The sequence below is a fragment of the Cupriavidus basilensis genome (assembly GCF_029335485.1).
GTDB lineage: Bacteria > Pseudomonadota > Gammaproteobacteria > Burkholderiales > Burkholderiaceae > Cupriavidus > Cupriavidus basilensis_E.
Genome location: NZ_JARJLM010000391.1, coordinates 1 through 20402, shown reverse-complemented (window position 1 = coordinate 20402; position 20402 = coordinate 1). Strand labels below are relative to the sequence as shown.

Here is a 20402-nt window from a genome sequence, read left to right as displayed (position 1 = left end):
GGCATTACGTCGTCGAGGCGGGAGCGTTCGCGCTGGAATCATCTGTGCGGTTAAGGAATTCGTAGTGGAACACGGAGATAGACGTCTCATGGATACGAGCATTCCGCATTGCGTCAAGGCTCCCGGGACAACTGGCGACGCGACCGGTGCGGCCTCCCATGCCGATGAGTCCGGGGTCGTCCTGCGCGACTTCCTGGTATTGAACTATGACCAGCTCCGTCGACGCCTGACGCGCCATGTCGGTTGCTCCGATACGGCGTGCGACAGCCTGCAGGAGGCGTGGCTGCGCCTGGGGAGCGCGACCCTCCCGGACGCGGTGCGCAGCGCCGAGGCTTACGTGTATCGCGTCGCTTGCAACCTCGCGACGGATCAGCTGCGCGACCGCCGTATGTGGCCATCGCTGGCCGATGCAGACTCCGTGTTCGAGCATCTTGCCGACCATGGACCGGGGCCGGAAGCCGTCGTGGAAGCGCGCTCGGATCTGGCTGCGCTCGATCGTGCGCTGGAGAACGTTCCGGGCCGTCACCGGCGCGTGCTGGTGGGCTTGCGCCTGGAGGAACTGACCCGCGAGGAAGTGGCTGCACGCCATGGCATTTCGCTGCGCAGCGTGGATACGGTGCTGCGTCAGACCCTGGACTACTGTGCGACGCAGACCGGGCGGCGCGCCGTCGGGGGTGTCAACACGCCGCGGCGCGCGTTGCTGCACACGAGAAAGAGGGACTGCGGTGCCTATGCATCGGAAAAGGAGACGCCAACCGGGGCGTACTCCGCGCTTGTGGATACCGCCCATTCCTTATGCACGGTCGAATAACGGGCGACGAGGCGCGCGTCGCGCCGCAGTACGAGGTCGACTTCCCGGCCTCGCCGCGACCGAACGGGGACGAGACCGCGCCAAAGCGGCGGCTGACCAAGCGGCAATGCGGTGGTTTTCTGCGCTGGCGATGGAGGGATACCATCGTTCAACGTGCGATCGGCGCTGGTCATTGGGCACGGCGGTCCGGCATTGAAGTCGACGTGGATCAGGTGGCCACCGCCGCGCATGCAGCCTTCCGCTTTGTGCCGTTGGAATCGGGCTCTATGAGCGGTCAATCATGGTTGTCAGCCGGATTCGGAAATCATCGCGGGATACGCCTCGCTTCGGCCAGGATCCAGTCGCGCACGATCCCCGCGTGGGGACTGACAGGGTCGCTGCGCGCGATCAGCCAATATGCGTAATTGACCTCGGTGTGGACGTTACGGGTAGCGCGCGTCAGTTTGCCTTGCTCCAGCAGTGGCCGCACCAGTTCCAGCCGGCCCAGCGCCACGCCTTGGCCGGCCAGCGCGGCCTGCACAACCTGATCGTACTGGTTGAAGCGCAAAAACCCTTTCGGCTTGTGCTTGCCCGCGCCTGCGCCGCGCAGCCAGGCTGGCCATTGCAGCCACGGTCGCGACACGTCGTCGAATTCCAGCAGCACATGCCGCTTCAATTGCAAAGGGTCTTCGATTGCGGTCGCGCCCAATGACGGATGGGCGACCGGCACCAGCGCCTCGCCGAACAGGCGGACAGCACCGTCCGGGGCATCGGTTTCTTTGCAGTAGCGTAGCGCAAGGTCGATGTTCTCCCGTTCCAAGTCGACAAAGCGGTTGCTGGCGGCAACGCGTACGTCGACCTCGGGCGCGGCGAGCTGGAATCCGCCCAAGCGCGGCAGCACCCACAAGGCCGTGACGCCGATGCTGGCACTGATCGTCACTGCATGCTGGGCGGCGGTCGGGCGCAGGGCGGCGAGGGTCTCGCCCATCTGATCCAGCCACGCGTCGCTGCTGCGGAACAGGCGCCGGCCTTCGTTGGTGAATTCGATGCTGCGATGGCCGCGCACAAACAGGCGGTAGCCAAGGAAGGCTTCCAGCGCCTGGATCCGCCGGCTGAGCGCGGATTGGGCCAGGCACAGCTCTTGCGCCGCAAGGGTGATGCTCATGTTGCGGCCGACCGCGACAAAGCTGCGGATCAGGTCCAGCGGGGGCAGGTCGAGCAGTCGGTTTGACATTCTAGCCAGGTATGTGCGTATGGGCTTGCGCTCGCCGCTGTCGGATTATGCCGGATCAACCGGTTCGATTGTTGACGCTACACATGCTCTGCGGGCATGTGATCCGGTCCATTTTAACGTTTGAGGGCAGAGCCGGATTCAGGTTCAATGGGGCGGAACACGATCATGCGTGGCGATGCCCTTGCCAGACGAGCGTGCCCTCCCGACGGGCTGGCTGGCTTTGGGGGCCGAGCAACTGGCCCGGACCTTGTCTGCCCGGGACGCGGTTGCCCAGGCGCGCGCCGTATCGGGATTTTTGCCTCGCGGCGTAGCGAGCTTACCGACTCCACTTCTTGAAAGCATGCAAAGCCAGATAGATAAAGCAAGGCGTTTCGTTGAACTGCACAATCAATGTTTCATCATTCCCAATCCCTGGGATCGGGGTTCCGCGCGCTTGCTGGAGTCACTGGGATTCGAAGCGCTCGCGACCACCGGCGCGGGTTATGCCTGGTCCAGAGGCAGCGCCGACCTGAGCGTGGGACGCGCCTCGATGATGGCCTATCTGCGCGACCTCTGTGCAGCGACCGACTTGCCGGTCAGCGCGGATCTGCAGAATGGCTTCGGCGACGCGCCTGAAGTCGTGTGTGAGTGCATTGCCGAATCGGCGCGGACCGGCATCGTCGGCGCGTCGATCGAGGATGCAGGCAGCGACGCCGCGCAGCCGATTTATGACATCGGCCTTGCCACGGAGCGTATCCGGGCAGCGTCGCAGGCGGCCAAGGCGCTCGGCTTTCCGTTCACGCTGACCGCGCGGGCAGAAAACTATTTGCACGGCCGCCCCGATCTGAAGGACACGATCCGCAGGTTGCAGGCTTACCAGGACGCCGGCGCAGATGTTTTGTTCGCGCCGGGACTCGGCTCGGCCGACGATATCCGGGCCGTTTCAAGTTCGGTGGATCGGCCACTGAATGTCATGATGGGGATGCCGGGTTCGCCGCTGAATATGCTTCAGCTCGAAACGCTGGGTGTGCGCCGGGTGAGCGTGGGGGGATCGCTGGCCAGGGCCGCCTATGACGCACTGATGCGCGCGGGACACGAATTGCGCGCCGAAGGCACGTTCCGGTATGCGCAGACCGACCTGACATCGAAACGATTGAACGCAATCCTGGGGCGGGACTAGTTTCTGAAGACTGGGAGTAGACCTTGGCCTTCGAGCCACCTCGAAGTCCAGCGCTTTCAGAAGACGGCATACCGCGGGATCCGGCGCTGCCCCAAATCTCTTCACCTTCACCATGTCAATCGAAATCGAACGCGCGCAAGCGATCACCTGGATCCGCATCCGGATGGCCCGGCACGGCCTGGCCGAGGCCGACCTCCAGGCCGCCGGCTGCTTTAGTGAGCCGCCGTCGGCGCCATCGCCTTGCGCGGTGTGCTATCGCAACGCGCAAGGGCCGGGCTGGGATGGCGCGGCCCCATGCCGGGCAGACCGTGGAGCATTTCCGGGTGGCTTAGGCGCCGCGCTCCCTCCGAGTTGGAAGGCGCTTGCGCGGGACTTATATGGAGGACACACTGCAGGCGTTCGCGTGTCCGCCGAAACGTGGCCGGATCCAAGACCATTGGACGGCGCGCGGGGTGGCCGGCATCGGCCTATGGGCGGGTCATGTATCAATATTGGGATTGATAAAACCCAATTTGGGAGGCGAAACAAGCCTGGCGTGGAAAACGATGAGGCAGGATTGTTCTCTGCAAGTCGACCAAAAGGGACTCCAATCGTGATAGGGAGGCGTCGAATCGACGACCGGGTGATCGCCGGACATCGCTGTTGCGATCTGGGGTAATCGAATGGAAGGGACTTCCCCGTCCCGAGGTTGCGGCGGAAACCGCCGGTCTTGGCTGCCGTCGCGTACCCCGCAGACTAATCTGTGAACTTCGTTAGCGCATCTGCCCGTCAATCTGCTGCCGTAGACGCTTTTCCTCCTCTTGAAGCTCAGGCGTAAAGGCCTCGCCAAAATCCGCAGGCTCAAAGAAAGGCCGAATCTCGATCTCTGAATCACTCACCATCGGATTCGGGCAGCGTTTTACCCATTCAATCGCTTCGTCCATCGATTGAACTTGCCAGAGCCAGTACCCGGCGATCAGTTCCTTGGATTCAGCAAATGGGCCGTCAACGACGGTTCGGTCCGTCCCTGAAAACCTCACGCGTGCGCCTGCCGAACTCGGCTTCAGCCCGTCGCCGCCTTGCATGATCCCAGCCTTCACCAGTTCCTCGTTATATTTGCCCATCGCCGCGATGAGTTCCATGCTTGGCATTTGCCCTGCTTCGGATTCGGGGGTTGCCTTGATGATGACCATTACACGCATTTGGTTTTCTCCTTTGAAGACGATAGTGTTTGGAGGCAAAGGCGCCTCCAGTGACTACGACGAATGATCGTGCGGGAAATCGACATGCGCAAGACACAACTTCGCAGGTTTTGGGGTGATCGTCCTTTCCCTGCAGATTGATACGGTTATGAGTCAGCCCCGAGCCCTTTGTTGGCGTGGGCTGTAGCCCATTCGCCTGACCTTATTGCGGCCATCCGAGCACTTGTCGTACAGTTTTGTCCCGAACGACACCAACGAAAAGTGTAGTTATCGGCATTTTCGTATCGCTACGCTGGCAGGGAAGAGTTGCCCGCCCGCTTGACCGCCGCCGCGCGGCTATCGCCCAGGCGCCGGTGACGCGCACCAAGTTCAAGCCCGGGCCGGCCTGAGAACAGGGGCGGGGTAGCAAATTGTCCACCGCTCTCCGGGATAAGCCTGTGAACATACCGCGCGGGGGTGGAAGGCCGATGGTCACCGTAGATTTGATTGAAATTTGAGCAGCGAAGGACGCCAGGTCCCCTCCCGCGGGCGCGGATTTCCACGGCAGCCATCCCCGGATCAATCTTGAAGTCCAACGCGATCGGAAGACGCTAAAGCGCCGGATCTGGTACCGCCCCAAATCTATTCACCTATACACCATGTCGATCGAAATCGAGCGCGCGCAAGCGATTACCTGGGTCCGCATCCAGATGGCCCAGCACGGCCTGAGCTTCACCGACTTGCAGGCCGCCGGCTGCTTCGGCGAGGCGCGGTCGCTCCCAGCGCCTGGGGCGGTGCGCTACCGCGACGCTCAGGGGCAGGGCAGGGCTGGGACGGCCGCGGCGCCATGCCGGACTGGTTGCAGCGGGCGGTCAATGCCGGACAGACCGTGGAGCATTTCCGTGCGCCCATCGCCAGGGTAACGGGGCGCGCCGTGAAGGGAAGTTCCGATTTGAAATCAAACGGTTAACCGGGGGTGCGGCGGATCTTTGACGAATAGCGGCCAACCCTCTTGTCCGGTGCCGGCAGGAGCCGCGATTCTAGCAGCCGTCGTATCGATCCTCGGCGTCGGGATAATCCAAAGACAATTCCGCACAGATTTCCGTGATTTTCCAACAGACAGCGGTACGCCCTCTCCCTAGACTCTGGGGCTCGATCAAGAGGATCACGGGTGAATCGAATGCTTGGAAAGTCTTTATGGGCCAGCGCCGTTTTTACCGGCTGCATCGGTTGCGCGGGTGCGCGCGCAGAGAATGTCTATACCTTGGGACTGGGCGCTGGCGTGGCACCGCTATACGAAGGCAGCAACGAATACCATCCCATCTTCGCGCCGCTGTTCAGTGCCGAATTCAGCAATGGCATCTTCATCAGTCCGTTGCGAGGGGGGCTGGGCTATGGCCACAAGTTCTCCAACGGCATGTTTGCTTCGCTTGCCCTCGACTACGATGAAGGCCGCAGTGACCGCAAGCGCCTCGATATGCCGGGTTCCGATTACCTGAAAGGCATGGGGAGAATCCCGGGGTCCTTCATGGGGGCATTCCAGGTCGGCATGCCGATCTATGGCGACGCCACGCTGAGCGTCACGCTCGACGTGCCGCTGACCCACCGGCAGCGCGGCCTGAGCGGCCATATCGATCTGGAGGTGCCGATATTTGCGTCCGGACGCCACCAGGTGACCTTCAGCCCCAGCCTGCATTTCGGCTCGCGGCGCTATACGCAGACGTTCTTCGGGGTGACCGACGCGCAGGCAGCCAGCAGCGCCTTCCGGCCCTATGCCACGAAGGCGGGATTCGATCGTGCCAGTCTCTCGCTGGCCTGGACTTACGAAATCTCGCGCACCTGGTCCGTCAACAGCGTGCTCGGGGTGAGCCGGCTGCTGGGCGATAGTGCGAACAGCCCGATCGTGCAATCGAAGCAGTCCTACTTCGGGCTGACTTCTCTCAACTACAGCTTCTGACTGGCACTGACTTGCTGAGACAAGACATGACGCCGCGTATCCCTATCCTGATGTACCACCAGATCGACGCACCGCCTTCCCGGGGGACGCCGATGCGCATCTGCGCAGCAATGGTGGCGGATCAGGCGCCAACACGCGCCGTGAAGTGAAGCGCTATATCTCCTGGCCCGGTCACGCCTTGTCAAGCAGCCGTAGCCTTCTCGCCTCAGCAATCGCTTGACCGCGGCGCGCCACACACAGCTTATTGAATATCGACTTAAGGTACCACTTGACCGTATCAACGCTGATGCTCAGCGCTCGCGCGATCTCTTTGTTTGAGTGTCCTTGATCAATAAGTTTGAGAATTTCGATTTCGCGACCTTTCAATCGATCATCGAAGGGTAGCTTTGAATCGTCTCCTGCATTTGGCCTAGGAGTTGGCTGCTGCATTGGCACCGGTAGCGGCAGACCTCGAGCAGGTGCTTTGCTAGCCGCGAGTAGTTGGTTTGCTGCAGCGCCGACATCGGAGAGCGCGTCGGATGACCCTTGGTGACGGCGTGCTTTCTCGCGTAGCCGTTCCAGAAGCCCGATGACGCGCTGTCCCTCGTCCAAGAAGACTCGAACGAAGCCGAGCGATACCCCTTCTGTTACCGCTCTTGTCAACACGTCTTCCGCCTCGGATTCATTTCCAGAGAGACTGAGCGCAATAGTCAGCAAGACACTCACTACGATCTCGTGATACATACGTCCAGTTGCTCTGGCGCGCTCAGATTGGATGCGCAGGATAGCGATTGCCTGTTCCGGATGACCCTGCTCACAGAGTAGACGAGCTCTCGCAACTTGGAGGGCATCCCAAATTTGCCCCTCTATCCCTGCAGCCGGCGGCTCACCGTCGTATTGCTGGAAGTGCGAGCTGTCCAGTATCTGCTCAGCTGTGTGAATGTCTCCAGCCAAGAGGCTGATCCGTGCCTGCTCGCAGGCAACGGCCACACCGAGGCGAGTGAGTCCCACATGCTTGGCTGTTTCCTGACCTTCCTTGAGGATAATGCTTGCGGCGCCGCGATCACCCTTCAGAACCATCAACCTGGCAGAAGAAATGAAAGTCGCTATATAGAAGTCAACAACTCCGCCTTCGAATCCAAGTACTCGGCTGTCTTGAAGGAGCTGTTCCGCTTCTTCAAGCTCATTCATCTCGTATTTCACTTGACCTAAGAGGGAACCTGAAAGATGGGCGGCATGTGATTCTTTTCCGGCGGTTTTTTGAGCCAGTACAAATGCGTCAAGAAAATTCTTCTTGCCTAGGGGAAGGCTTCCGGACCAGTAGGCTGCGATACCGGAGAAACAGCGACCATATACCGCACTGAATAGCCCCTGGGCACGGTCCTGGAAATCGCGCGCCCAAGTTTGCAATGGCGGAACCTTGTCAAACTGGAAAGTATGGATATATCGATAAGTCAATATATTGGCTGCGACCCCAACGACCCAGGGTGGGTATTCGGAGCTGGATTCAAGGCATGGTTGGACCATTAGCCCCACATCATCAATTTCGTCCGCATATATAGCAATGCAGGCGCGAATGACATCAGATTCATGAGTCAGAAGCTTTTTTTCTGAGGGAGTAGCATTGGCTGCAACTCGTGCAACATGCGATAGTGCCTCCTCTGCCGCGTGAGGATGATGTGTGAGGCAGTTAGCCCACGCTATTGCTGTCTGGAGCAGAGGTCTGTCGACAAGCAGGTCTTTCGGCAGTTGGCTCACGAGGCCGAGGAGGGAGCCCATATAACTGTTCTGCACCAGCGACATCGCATCTCTTTCAACCAGCTCGATCGCACGATGCTTCTCACCGGCGGCCAATGCATGACTCAGAGACTCCATGGTCTGCCCATGCAGAGAAAACCAGGCTGAGGCGGCAAGATGAAGGGACGGGATCAGTGTGGGAAAGTCTCTCTCCAGTTTTCGCTGCAGGAACCTGGCGAACAAGTGGTGATAACGGAACCACTGCCTATCTTCATCCAAGGGCAGCAGAAAGAGATCCTGCCGTTCAAGTACATCCAGGATGTGCGCGCTGTCCTGCCGCCCGGTGACAGCGTTGCACAGCCCAGGAGATAGTCGCCCTAGCAATGAAGTCTTGAGCAGGAAGTCGACCATGTCATTGGGCAGGCTGGCCAGCACATTTTCGGCGAGATATTCACTGATATCGCGAGGTGTGCCGGAGGCCCAGTGTAGGAGGCTCTCCCGGTTCCCGACACGTCGCAACGATATTGCCGCCAGTTGAAGTGCTGCGACCCATCCCTCGGTGCTGCGCCACAACGTCGCTAAATCCGCTGGGCTAAGTTCGAGCGCCTTGGTATTGGACATAAACATGCTCGATTCTTCATAGTCGAATCTCAGATCCGTGGCATTGATTTCGATGAGTTCGTTTTGTACCCTGAGCCTCGCTAGCGGTAAGCCAACCCGAGTCCGGCTTGCGACGATCAGATGGAAGTTAGGTGGAACGCGTGAGAGGAAGAGTTCCAATGCCTCATGAATCTTTGGCTCGCTGATTAGGTGCCAATCATCCAAAAACAGCACGAATTCCTGGTCGTAAAGCTCGAATTCATTAATGAGACTACCCAGGACGAATTCTGTGGCATTGCCAGGATTCGATTCAATCACTTGTGCCAGACCGGAGCCGATATCCGGCTCAACGGCGCGGATGGCTTCGACGACATAGGCAAGAAGGCGCTCAAGGTCGTTGTCCGACGCATCTACAGAGAGCCAGGCAACCACTGCGCCCTCTTGTGAAAGCCGTGCGTACCATTGTGCTGCTAGCGTTGTCTTGCCAAAGCCGGCGGGACCGTGGATCAATACCAGCTTATGGGCCAGTGTTTGTCCGAGAATCTCCACAAGACGCGCGCGTTCTATCAGCTTCGCCTTATTGAAGGGCGGTTTTAGCTTTGTTGTAACCAGTGGGCTTTGGCGGATTCCGACATTCTCCTCCTGACTGGGGTTTTCCACACCCGTCGTCGTGGGCGGAAACCTGATTGCACGTTCAGTCATGAGGTCTGTCTTCTGTCTTGCATGCGAGGGAAATCGACCGGCGACTGACGTTTCATTGTTGATGCTGCAGGAGAGATATGAGCTCTAACGTGCACATCGCCGACGGACTGGCGGGCCTTGAGCGGGGCGCTGACATTCAACTTGTCTCCGATGTAGTAATTTTTGCGGGGCCATGCTGCGATGCGGCATTTTGGGCCTGGTACCCTAACTATAAATCACCCCCAGAGTCCGCAAAACCCCAAGCTGCCGCGCTCATGCCCAACGCTGCTTGACCACCTTACGCCGCCGTTACCCGTGTGAGTGGTGAAGTCTTCCTCGGTGGCGAAACATACCATTTGCGCGCGCTGACGATGGACTAGCCTGAACACTTTGACGGTGATGCGGAGAGCACATGCGGGCGCTCGCAGTTAGTACAGCCGCGGAAATGGTGCGTTCTGGCAAGGATTCTTCGAATATACAAGCACCTTGCAGGCTGAAGTTGATGCGCTGTGCTGGCGCCAGTTCCAGAATTTGGATAGCCGAGGCCGCTTCCATTCCACCCCTATTTCTCACCATTTCTACCCGATTGGGCGGTGAGGCATTGATCGTCCCTGAATACCATGAGGACAGAGAACCTGATGGGCGTTATGCAGCGATAGTAACGGAATAAATCATGTCTAAAAACAAAAAAATCCCAGGTTCAGGCAGGCGAATCTTTCAATAGCAAGAGGTTGGACCATGAGAATCGGGCGCAATCATAGCGCTGCACGGCGATGGCCAATCAATGAGGTGACGCCAGTGAGGTGGGACGTTGCGACTCAGGGGGGTGTGCTGTCCGCAGCACCAGTACTACCCAATGTATCCAGCTGCACCACTCTTTTAGGTGGTGATCCAATCCGCCGCCAGCTCTAACCTACAGTTGTCCGGCTGAAGTATCAGACTCTGGTCGATGAGAAGTGAACGACATACGCAGGAGACAACCAGAATGCCCACCAGAGCTTTAGAGCAGATGTTCTCGCGACCGGAGAATGACGGCCGCGTCATGTCCGCTTGGGAACGATTCCAGTGCGGCCGCGAAGCCGACTCGAGCACCCTCCGGCGGCTGATCGACGACTCATGGCGCCGCTGCCAGCAAGCCAGCGTCAACCCGGACCGCGCCAACGCCCCGCTACCGATGTCCGAGGACAAGCTGCATCTACTGCGGGATCAATGCGCCGAATTGCTCGGCGCCAGCACGCCGGTGATGGCACTGGCGCGAGATTTCCTGACTGAGACTGGTACGGTGATGGTCCTGACCGATGCCCGCGGCACGGTTCTGAATCTGGAGGGCGATACCTCAACGCTGGGCGCTGCGGAGAACGTCCATCTGATCTCGGGGGCCGACTGGAGCGAGCCGGCCTGCGGCACCAACGCGATCGGCACAACGCTGGAGATCGGGCAGCCCGTGCAGATACATTCGGCAGAACACTATTGCGAGGGTATCAAGCGCTGGTCGTGTTCCGCCACGGTGATCCGCGATCCGCTCGACAACAGCACGCTGGGGGTGCTCGATGTGTCGGGTCTCACCACGTCATACAGCCGCCACGCGCTGGCGCTGGTGGTATCGACGGCGGCGCGCATCGAAGGAAGGCTGGCGCAGTCCGAGTTGGACATCCGCTGCAGCCTGCTTGAGGCTTGCATCGAGCGCGTTACGGACAATATGAGCGATGGCGTTATCCTGTTTGATCGCAGAGGCAGGGCAATCAAGGCCAACGGTCTCGCTACGCAGATGCTGACCGAGCTGGGGCGCGCAGATGGTCGCCCCGCAGGACCGCGGCTGGCCGAGATCACGATCGGTGGCAACGGCGTGCCGATCACGCTGCCGGCGTGGGCGAGTCGTGACTGGCTGGAGCCGGTGATGGTTAGCGGGAGACAGGTTGGGGCGCTGCTGACACTGCCCTTCCGCCAGCGCGTGCGCGGCACGGCCTGGTCGGTTTCTGAGCCGGTGGCTGCGTCGTCCGACCGCTCATTTGAGCGCGTTATCGGCCACTCCGCGGCAATTCAGCAGACCATCTCCCGAGCCAGGCATCTGGGAAAGTCACGCGTGCCGGTGCTGCTGCTCGGCGAAACCGGGGTCGGCAAAGAGGTGTTTGCGCGCGGCATCCACGAAGCAAATGCGGACAAGAGCGCTCCATTCGTGGCACTGAACTGTGGCGGCCTCTCTCGCGAGCTGCTTAGCAGTGAGCTGTTCGGCCATGCCGAGGGTTCGTTCACTGGCGCAAAGCGCGGCGGGATGATTGGCAAGATCGAAGCAGCCGACGGAGGCACGCTGTTTCTCGATGAGATCGGTGAGATGCCGATCGACCTGCAGCCGCATTTTTTACGCGTGCTGGAGGAAAGCGAGGTTTATCGCCTCGGCGAGAACAAGGCTCGCAAGGTCAGCTTCCGCCTGATCGCGGCCACGCACCGTGATCTGCGCAGGCAGATCAGCGATGGCCACTTCCGGATGGACCTGTTCTATCGTATTGCGGTCACCAGCATCAACATCCCGCCATTGCGTGAACGCGCCGATGATATTCCCTTGCTGGTCGAGCACTACCTGAAACTACTGTCGCGGCAACACGGACTCGAGTCTGTGCAGGTGACGCCTGGCGTGCTCGAGCTGCTCCAGCACTATGCTTGGCCCGGCAACGTGCGGGAGTTCAGGAATGTGATCGAGAACATGCTGTTGACGGCGGGCAGTACCCTGATCACCGAGGCAGATCTGCCGGTGGAGCTTTTTCAGACCCAGGCTGGCGAGCGCGAGCGGATGGCTGTCAATAACGGCCGTCGGCCGCGTGTCCTGACGCGCCTAGAGGCAGCCGAGCGGGGGGCGCTGTACGAGGCGATCCGGCAGTGCGAGGGCAACATGACTGCCGTGGCGCGTCACCTGGGGATCGCCAGAAGCACCCTATATCTCAAGCTCGAGCGCTTCGGTCTTGACGGCGTAGTTGATGAGTTGCGCAGCAGCTCGTCCGGTGGTCAAGTCATTCCGGGTAAGCCGCCGGGTTACTTTGCGGCCAGCTTCGCCTCGTAGGCTTGGGGCGATCGATCGCAAGGGCGTGCATGCAAACGCACCGGATTATAGATGCCCGGCAATGTACCAGGTGATATCACGCCGGGCATCGGCATAATTCGCATACTGCCTCTCCATCTTCGGATTCCGCAAGCAGCGTTCAATAGCGGAAGGCCCAGCATCCCTTGCAGTTCGTACTGCAAACGGTCGCGCGGCGCGCTTGCATCGCCTGGTACATCTGGCCCTGGGTGGTGCAGATCTGCGCGACATCCGATACTCTGGCTCTGTATTGTTCTGGCCAATCGCACTGCCGATCAATTCCATTCTCCGTGAATGGTTGATCGTGTTTACCATGGGCCGCCGTCGAAAACTAGCGCGTCTCAGCAGAACGCAGCGCGCGATTCCGCCTATACCCATCGGCATATCTCTTTGGCCGATTGGGCTGGGGCCTTGAAAATCCACACGACTTCTCGCTTTCGGCTGGCACCGGATTGTCGGCGGTGTCTTGTCATCTGTTTGCCTCGTCGATTGAGGTTGTGCTCCTATCGGCCTGTCCGGGGAAATCCAACCACTATCTCGCTCTGAACAAGATCGCAGCGAATTTTCAGAATAGCGCTGCATCCTATTCATTGCCGCATCAGGGTATTTACCGGGTATTTTGATAACGGCACTTCCAGTCCCCGATGTTGCGTCGCAGAATGTCCAGCGAGGCTTCTGATGTCTGTCCGGGAATCGGACAGTAAATCTGAGGCGGTCTTTTATGAAGGGAGTAAAAACGCAGTGAAATCAAGAAGATAGTATTTTTTTGTCGGCCTCTCCAGATCTGGCACGGGTTTCGCATTATAGGGACTGCGGAACTCAACCGACGCTACCCGGACATCGGGGGCAATGACTGCGAGATCAACGCTAGGAGACGGCACGATATGACGTTGCAAATCAACATCGATAACGGTGGGACGCTCACCGATATCTGTATATTGGATGACTCGACGGTCAGGAAGACCAAAGTCCTGACCACCCCATACGACCTGAGCAAGTGTTTTTTTGAGGGGCTGGAAAAGGCATCGGGCATTGTCTACGGAAAGCCGGACGTAAAGCGGCTGCTGGAAGAGGTGGACCTGATCCGCTATTCGACGACGCAGGGCACCAACGCCATCTGCGAACGCAAAGGGCCGCGGCTGGGGTTAATTGTCGATGCGAAAGCGCGCGATCTGCCGGTGCGTCTGGCCGAGCATGACCCGGATGTCTTCGAGGCGCTGGTCGGCGACCGCGTGGCTTTTCTCGATGCCTCGGCCGTGATGGGCGACCAGGCCGAGATCGACGTGGTCAAGGCAATTAACCAGCTCACCGCGAACGGCGCGAACCGCCTGGTGGCGAGTTTCGGCGGTAGCAATTTCCTCGCGGTGGAAGACCGCTTCAAGAAGATAGCGTTGCGCAAGTATCCCCGGCACCTGCTGGGAGCCGTACCGATTCTGTACGGTAGCGATCTGACCTCCGACCATGACGTGGTGCGCCGCACCTGGACGGCGCTGATCAACTCGTTTCTCCATCCGGCGATGGAGGCGTTCCTGTTCAACGCCGAAAACCGCCTGCGCTCCTATCGGACGAAGAATCCGCTGCTGATCTTCCGCAATGACGGCGACGCCTCGCGAGTTGCCAAAACGGTAGCGATCAAAACCTACAGTTCCGGCCCGCGCGGTGGCATGGAAGGTGTTAAGGCTTTCTCGAAGCGCTACGGCTTCAATGACACCGTTTCAATCGACGTCGGCGGGACGACCACTGACATCGGCCAGTACCTGAATGGCGCGGTTGCCGAGGTGCGCCGCGGCCACGTGGAGGGGATCAGTGTTTCGTTCCCACTGTGCGAGATCCTGAGCGCAGGGGCGGGCGGCAGCTCCATTTTCAAGGTTGTCAACGGCCGCATCGCCATCGGCCCCGAAAGCGTCGGCGCGGTGCCCGGCCCGGCCTGCTTCGGTCGTGGCGGCAAAGAGGCGACGATCACCGACGCCGGTTTGCTGTGCGGGTTGCTGGACCCGAAGTCATACTTCGGCGGCGATATGGCGCTCGATCTGGATCGCGCTGCGACTGCCATTTACATCAACATCGCCGAGCCGCTGCAGGTTAGTCCGGACGAGGCGATTCTGCAGATGGAGCACGCCTACGAAGAGAAGATCGCCGTCGAGTTGCATCGGTTCACAACGATCTCGAAAGACACTGTGATGCTCGCCTTCGGCGGTGCTGGTCCGCTAAACGCCTGCGGTGTGGCGGAGAAGGCCGGTATTGATCAGGTGGCGATTCCGCAGATGGCAGCGGTGTTCAGCGCCTACGGCATCGGCGCCTGCGATATCTCGCAGCGTTACACGGTGACGCTGGGGGAGCACAGCACGGCTCGCCTGCAGGAGGTGCTCAACGCACTGGAGGTTAAGGCATCGCGCGACATGTTTGCCGAAGGCTGCGCTGCGGGATCCTACACGGTCGAGGCAAAGCTGGTGGCCGATTTGGGAGATGGGGAGGAGGCGGTGCAGTCGCTCGATGAGTCGCCGGTCTTTCCGACTGCATTCGCCAGAGCCCGCTCGGTTGAGCTGGAATTCAAGGCTGTCAAGGCGCTGCGTACCAATGCGTCCAGGACTGCCTCCTTCGCTAAGGCCAATCCTGCCCCGTCCGACGGGGTGCGCAACGTCCTCACGCGAGATAGGGGCCGCATTGACGTACCGGTCTACAAGTTGGCGCAATTGAAAGCCGGGGACTGGGCGAGCGGCCCGGCGATTCTCGAAGAAGACTATTTCACCTGTCGGGTGCTCGATGGCTGGGCATTCGCCATCAGCGATGCCGGCGATATTCTGCTTAACAGGAAGGGCTGAAGCCATGAAAGTGCTAATGACAGAGTATCTCCAGATCGATCTGGAGACCGAGAAATGGGAGTGCCGCGTCTGTGGGCATGTGATCGGACCGGCCAGCGAAAGCTACAAGGAAGGGCTCCTGGTGCATAACCGGGATCCGCGCGAGATCCACCCACCGATCATCGATCCCGAGAAATACCGCTTCACGTTCAGCCCCGATCCGGAGTGGGTGCGGATTCTCGAATATTGCTGCCCGGGCTGCGGCACGCAGGCCGAAGTCGAATATGCGATTCCCGGCCACCCGCCGCTGCACGACATGCAGCCGGACCTGCCCGCCCTGAAAGCACAGTGGGCGCGGCGCGGGGAAATGGGCGAGGCGGTGGTCGGTCCGGCCGTCGTGCCCGACCAGGGACACAACCACTGAACCCCTGCTGAACTGACTACCTGAACCGGCTCGGCGAGCCGAAGCGGAGGAGGTGTACGCACCCGCCGCCGGGTCGGCGCACGCCGGTACCCATGAATTGAGGAGATAGCATGAGGCGAGTTTCTGTCGACATCGGTGGGACGTTCACCGATTGTTTCGTAGTCTGGGATGGCGAGTACATTGAAGCCAAGGCCCTGACCACCCATCACAATCTGGCGTTGGGATTCAACGAGGCGCTGGGCAAGGCCTGCAACGTGCTGGATCTGCAATTGGAGCAGATTCTGTCGCAGGTCGATTCGGTGCGCTACGCCACCACGCTGGGCACGAATGCGCTGATCGAGCACAAGGGCCCAAAGATCGGGATGCTGGTGACGGCTGGCTTTGAAGCCACGGTGCCACTTAGCCGGGCACGCGGCTATGGCGAAGGTCTGGACAACCTCGGCCAACAGGACATGCCCAATGCGCAGCGTCCGGACCCGCTGGTGCTGCCGCACATGATCTGCGGTGTGCGCGAACGGGTAGATTTTCAGGGCAAGCTGGTGATGCCGCTGGACGAGGACGATGTACGCACGCAGATCCGCTTGCTGGTGGACAGGGGTGCCGAGATCATCGTTGTCGCTCTGGTCAATGCGGTGGTGAGCCCGACACACGAGCAGCGTATCGAGGAAATCCTGCTGGAGGAATACCCATCGCACCTGCTAGGCGCGATCCCTGTGATCTTGTCGCATCAGGTGGCGGGACGCAAGGGTGAGTACGTGCGCGCCACCTCGGCGATTGTCGATGGCTACCTGCACTCGACGATGTACCACGCGTTGTCGGCGTTGGAGCAGAACCTGCGCGCGCACCGCTATGAGAAGCCGATGCTGGTGATCCACAATTCCGGCGGTATGGCACAGTTGAACTCGACCGATGCGCTGCAGACCATCCACTCCGGCCCCGTCTCTGGCATAGGCGCGTCCGAGCACCTTGCGATGCAGGCCGGTCTGGGCAACGTCGTGGCCACCGACATGGGCGGCACCAGCTACGACATCGGCATCGTCGTTGACGGCGGCATCAAGCACTACGACTTCAACCCGGTGATCGACCGTTGGCTGGTGTCGGTGCCCATGGTGCACCTGGTGACGCTGGGCGCCGGCGGCGGCTCGATTGCCAGCTATGACCGCATGTACAACACCGTCAAGTGCGGTCCGGAATCGGCTGGCTCCGACCCCGGTCCTGCTTGCTATGATCGCGGCGGCATGCGGCCGACGGTGACGGACGCAGACCTTGTGTTGGGCTATCTGGACCCGAAGAACTACGCAGGCGGATCGATCCCGCTAAACCCGCGCCGCGCCAAGGCGGCAATCGAGGACACGCTCTGTGACGACCTCGACTGCTCCGTCATCGAAGCGGCGCTGTTAGTCCGCGAGAAGGTGGACGACAACATGGCAAACGGGTTGTTCACCGAGTTGCGCGCACGTGGCTACAACCCGAAAGACTTCACGATGCTGGCCTACGGCGGCAATGGCCCTCTGCACTGCTGCGGCATCGCACAGAATCTGGCTATCGACAAGATCCTGGCGCCGCCGCTCAGCTCGGTGTTCTCGGCGGTGGGCGCCGGCAACATGCATCAACTGCATATCCACGAGCAGTCGCTGTACATGGTCTTGTACGACTCAAACACCCGTCACCTGTTCGATGACTACGACCGCTTCAACAGCATCGTCACCGAGTTAAAGGAATTGGGCACGCAGGACTTGCTACGCCAAGGCGCTTCGCGCGAGGATATTTGCCACAACCTGGAACTGGACATGCGATACGGCAATCAGCTGGTGCAGACCACGGCGGTGATTCCCAATCATGAGGTGCATGGCCCTGGCGATGTGCTGGCACTGATTTCGCAGTTCTCAAATGATTACGGCAAGCGCTTCGGCGAGGGTTCGCAGGCACCCGAGGCGGGCATTCGCATCAACACCATCCGCGTGGCGGCCTTCGTGCGGCATGAAACGGTGCAGTTCGAGGACATCAAACCACTACCTCCCGAGCAGCGCATGGTGCCGCCGCCTCCGGCTAGCTCGCGAAAGTGCTACTTCGTGGGCCATCAGGGTTCGCTAGACACCCCGGTGTGGAACCGCGCCGACATCAAGCCGGGTGTGCAGATCTCGGGTCCGGCCGTTGTCGCTTCCGAGGTGACTACCTTCTTGGTCAACCCAGGATGGAATTTCGTCGCAGCGCGCCAGGGCGCCTCCTGGTTTCTGCGTGCCTGAGCGCGGCCGCAACGTCATCCAACACTCACAATTGCAGGACTGAACATGAGCGAACTTAATGTGCCGGTCAAGGCAAAGACGCCCAGCGCCGAGGAAGTGGCGCTGATCAAGAAATTTCTCAACGACACAACGCTGTTCCTCGGGCCCGACCCCGAGATTATGCAGAACCACGACCTAATGCCGCGCACGGCGGACGAGGACGTAGCCATCCACCAGGTCAGCGACGCCCACACTGTCGCCAAGATCCGCGACCGCATCCAGGCAGGCTGCGACGAGGGCTACGAGATGGTCGAGCAGATGGGCGCAGCACCCGGCGCCAAGTGGGGCGACGTGATCACCGGTGTGTATTCCGCCTCGGGCGATCTGGCGATTGCCAGTGCGGGCGGGGTGCTGATCTTCTCGGCACTGGTGCACCATCCGATCAAGTTCATCGTCAAGAACTGGATGAACGACCCGACTGTGGGCGTGCGCGAGGGCGACGGATTCATCCACAACGACTCACGCTACGGAAACGTCCACAATACCGACCAGAGCATGATCCTGCCCATCTTCCACGAAGGGAAGCTGGTATGCTGGGTCGCGTCCACGGTGCATGAGGGTGAGAACGGCGCCATTGAGCCCGGCGGCATGCCCTCGATGGCCGAGAGCCCTTGCGACGAGGGGCTGAAGATGTCGCCCTTTAAGGTGGTTGAAAACTATCAGATCAAGCGCGACATCCTGACCTTCCTGCAGAACTCTGTGCGCGAGCCCAAGCTGCAGTACGAGGATATGAAAGTCAAGCTCTTTGCCTGCCTGCGCATTAAGCAGCGCCTCGAGGAGACATTGAATACCGATGGCCCACAGGCTCTGGTTTCAACGCTGCGCCTGACAATGGAGAATGTCCGTGCCGAGGTCAAGCGCCGCATTAGCGAGTGGCCTGACATGACGGTGCGCACCTATATCATCCAGGACTCGACGCTGCGCGAGAACTGCGTGGTGAGAATCAATTGCCAGCTCACCAAAACTGGCGATAGGCTGATCTTCGACTTCCGAGGATCCAGCCCGGAATTCACCAATCGCGCCACCAACACGATCGTCGCCGGGCTCAAGGGTATGCTGGCACAGGTCTTCCTGTGCTATGTCTGGCCGGATCTGCCGCGCGGCCAGGCGGCGTTCGCGCCAATCGAGGTCATCACCGATCCGCATTCGATCGTCAACTGCTCGTATGCAGCGCCGAACTCGCAGAGCCTGATGTCGATCTTTACCGGCTTCACCGCCGGTCAACACGCGGTGGCCAAGTTCCTCTACAGCTGCCCGGAGAAGTACACCAAGGTTCATGCGCCAACCTTCAACATGATCAACACCTTCATCTGGGGTGGGGTCAGCCAGCACGGCGAGACGCTGGGCAATCTGTGCGCGGACCTGAATGGCATGGGCGCGGGTGCGACGGTCGATCGCGACGGCGAGCATGCGTTGGCGCCGATCTTCGCGACCATGGCAGACATCGGCGAGCAGGAACTGAATGAGGAGGAAGTGCCGTTCCTTCAACTCGTCTCGAAGAAGATGACGCGGGACGCCATCGCCCCCGGCAAGTACCGCGGTGGTCAGGGCTACACCATGATGGTGGCCACCAAGGACAGCGACCAGTGGGGCTTCATGACCGTTTGCCAGGGTGCCAAGATCCCGCCCATCCAGGGCCTGTTTGGTGGCTACGCCTGCGGCGCATATCCACTTTGCAAGGTGAAGGACGTCGATGTGTACGACGTACTGATGAACGAGCCGGAGAAGTTCAAGCACTCGATTGAGGAGATCATGAACGAGCAGCCGTTCGAGGGCGCAAGCTATACCACCCACCACATGGGCATGGGATTCGAGATCTCCAAGCGAGGCGAGCTTTTCATGATCTCGCAAGGAGCAGGCGCCGGCTACGGCGACCTGCTGGAGCGTGACCCGGCTGGTGTCATCAAGGACATTGAGGACGGCCTGATCTCTCCGGGCGTAGCCGAGCGGCTCTACAAGGTGAAGTTCGACCCGGCGACACTGGCTATCAATCACGAGGCAACGCAGGCCGCGCGCGATGATGAGCGCAAGGCGCGTATCGCTCGCAGCGTGCCGTTCAAGGAATTCGTCAAGACGTGGAACCAGCCCAAGCCGCCGTCGCACATGCAGTATTTCGGCTGTTGGGGCGATGACGTGGACACGCTCTACGTTGGCAGCGCAGATATCACTCGCAGCGCAAGGGAGCCCAAGCCTAACTACATGCGCAATCCCAAGGACGTGCGCATCGAGGAGTTGGAAACCCGACTGGCCGTTGCTGGCGTGCTGAAGGACGCGAAGCAATGAGCACGCCATTCGCCGAGTTGTTGCCGCGCTCGGCGGGCAGTAGCGCGATCCGTGTGTGGCTGAAATCCTCGGCCTACACGAAGCGCCTGCTGCTCGGCGCGGACGATGCGGACCCGTGGGGAAGTGCCGCGGGCTTCCTGGCCTACTTCTCACAAGCACACGGCCTGCTGAAGCCGGACGTCGCGGTTATCGAGGTCGGTGATCTCTTCGAAGCCTGGAGCAGGCGCGAGGGCGGGCTC

Annotated in this window: 11 protein-coding genes and 2 pseudogenes; 10 read left to right on the top strand and 3 right to left on the bottom strand. The window is 60.3% G+C overall.

Translation table 11 applies throughout. The features are described from left to right. Positions 1-88 precede the first annotated feature (88 nt). The gene (locus P3W85_RS23295) at positions 89-811 is read left to right on the top strand and encodes an RNA polymerase sigma factor (protein WP_276266512.1); all 723 of its coding nucleotides are present in this window, start codon (positions 89-91) and stop codon (positions 809-811) included. A 304-nt stretch (positions 812-1115) separates the two neighbouring features. On the opposite strand, the gene P3W85_RS23290 is transcribed toward P3W85_RS23295, so the two are convergent. Further along, on the bottom strand, positions 1116-2024 hold the full coding sequence (locus P3W85_RS23290; RefSeq protein WP_276266511.1) for a LysR substrate-binding domain-containing protein: 909 nt from the start codon (positions 2022-2024) through the stop codon (positions 1116-1118). Between the two features lie 340 nt (positions 2025-2364). Between P3W85_RS23290 and P3W85_RS23285 the strand changes: the two genes are divergently transcribed. Next, positions 2365-3183 (top strand): isocitrate lyase/PEP mutase family protein, encoded by an 819-nt coding sequence (locus tag P3W85_RS23285; RefSeq protein WP_276266514.1) that lies wholly within the window; start codon positions 2365-2367, stop codon positions 3181-3183. Positions 3184-3935: 752 nt separating this feature from the next. Here P3W85_RS23285 and P3W85_RS23280 read toward each other — a convergent pair. Continuing rightward, positions 3936-4364, bottom strand: coding sequence for a YciI family protein (locus tag P3W85_RS23280; RefSeq protein ID WP_017226730.1), 429 nt, complete (start codon positions 4362-4364; stop codon positions 3936-3938). A 638-nt stretch (positions 4365-5002) separates the two neighbouring features. Here P3W85_RS23280 and P3W85_RS23275 point away from each other — a divergent pair. Both P3W85_RS23275 and P3W85_RS23270 read left to right on the top strand, forming a co-directional pair. Further along, positions 5003-5313: pseudogene (locus P3W85_RS23275) on the top strand (H-NS family nucleoid-associated regulatory protein). 210 nt (positions 5314-5523) lie between these two features. Then, positions 5524-6300: a MipA/OmpV family protein gene (locus P3W85_RS23270; RefSeq protein WP_017226731.1), complete on the top strand. Its 777-nt coding sequence runs from the start codon at positions 5524-5526 to the stop codon at positions 6298-6300. A 171-nt stretch (positions 6301-6471) separates the two neighbouring features. Here P3W85_RS23270 and P3W85_RS23265 read toward each other — a convergent pair whose 3' ends face one another. Then, positions 6472-9318 (bottom strand): LuxR C-terminal-related transcriptional regulator, encoded by a 2847-nt coding sequence (locus tag P3W85_RS23265; RefSeq protein WP_276266510.1) that lies wholly within the window; start codon positions 9316-9318, stop codon positions 6472-6474. Positions 9319-10282: 964 nt separating this feature from the next. Between P3W85_RS23265 and P3W85_RS23260 the strand changes: the two genes are divergently transcribed. The 6 genes and pseudogenes from P3W85_RS23260 to P3W85_RS23235 form a co-directional block, all read left to right on the top strand. Beyond that, positions 10283-12352 carry a sigma-54-dependent Fis family transcriptional regulator gene (locus P3W85_RS23260; protein ID WP_276266509.1) on the top strand — a complete coding sequence of 690 codons (2070 nt, stop codon included), beginning with the start codon at positions 10283-10285 and terminating at the stop codon, positions 12350-12352. Between the two features lie 902 nt (positions 12353-13254). After that, complete coding sequence (locus P3W85_RS23255) at positions 13255-15192, top strand: hydantoinase/oxoprolinase family protein (protein WP_276266508.1); 1938 nt, start codon at positions 13255-13257, stop codon at positions 15190-15192. A gap of 16 nt (positions 15193-15208) precedes the next feature. Further along, on the top strand, positions 15209-15595 hold the full coding sequence (locus tag P3W85_RS23250; RefSeq protein WP_017226736.1) for an acetone carboxylase subunit gamma: 387 nt from the start codon (positions 15209-15211) through the stop codon (positions 15593-15595). Positions 15596-15705: 110 nt separating this feature from the next. Then, positions 15706-17841 (top strand): hydantoinase/oxoprolinase family protein, encoded by a 2136-nt coding sequence (locus P3W85_RS23245; RefSeq protein ID WP_017226737.1) that lies wholly within the window; start codon positions 15706-15708, stop codon positions 17839-17841. 60 nt (positions 17842-17901) lie between these two features. Then, entirely contained in the window at positions 17902-20163 is a 2262-nt protein-coding gene (locus P3W85_RS23240) for a hydantoinase B/oxoprolinase family protein (RefSeq protein ID WP_276266507.1), read from the top strand. Next, positions 20160-20402: pseudogene (locus tag P3W85_RS23235) on the top strand (hypothetical protein); the annotation flags it as partial. The gene P3W85_RS23240 and the pseudogene P3W85_RS23235, both read left to right, overlap by 4 nt.

What these genes read in the sequence shown, in the direction of transcription:
- P3W85_RS23285 (WP_276266514.1), top strand. Translation starts at nt 2,365, where the DNA reads ATGCAAAGCCAGATAGATAAAGCAAGGCGTTTCGTTGAACTGCACAAT.
- P3W85_RS23265 (WP_276266510.1), bottom strand. Translation starts at nt 9,318, where the DNA reads ATGACTGAACGTGCAATCAGGTTTCCGCCCACGACGACGGGTGTGGAA.
- P3W85_RS23290 (WP_276266511.1), bottom strand. Translation starts at nt 2,024, where the DNA reads ATGTCAAACCGACTGCTCGACCTGCCCCCGCTGGACCTGATCCGCAGC.
- P3W85_RS23245 (WP_017226737.1), top strand. Translation starts at nt 15,706, where the DNA reads ATGAGGCGAGTTTCTGTCGACATCGGTGGGACGTTCACCGATTGTTTC.
- P3W85_RS23250 (WP_017226736.1), top strand. Translation starts at nt 15,209, where the DNA reads ATGACAGAGTATCTCCAGATCGATCTGGAGACCGAGAAATGGGAGTGC.
- P3W85_RS23255 (WP_276266508.1), top strand. Translation starts at nt 13,255, where the DNA reads ATGACGTTGCAAATCAACATCGATAACGGTGGGACGCTCACCGATATC.
- P3W85_RS23280 (WP_017226730.1), bottom strand. Translation starts at nt 4,364, where the DNA reads ATGCGTGTAATGGTCATCATCAAGGCAACCCCCGAATCCGAAGCAGGG.
- P3W85_RS23295 (WP_276266512.1), top strand. Translation starts at nt 89, where the DNA reads ATGGATACGAGCATTCCGCATTGCGTCAAGGCTCCCGGGACAACTGGC.
- P3W85_RS23270 (WP_017226731.1), top strand. Translation starts at nt 5,524, where the DNA reads ATGCTTGGAAAGTCTTTATGGGCCAGCGCCGTTTTTACCGGCTGCATC.
- P3W85_RS23260 (WP_276266509.1), top strand. Translation starts at nt 10,283, where the DNA reads ATGCCCACCAGAGCTTTAGAGCAGATGTTCTCGCGACCGGAGAATGAC.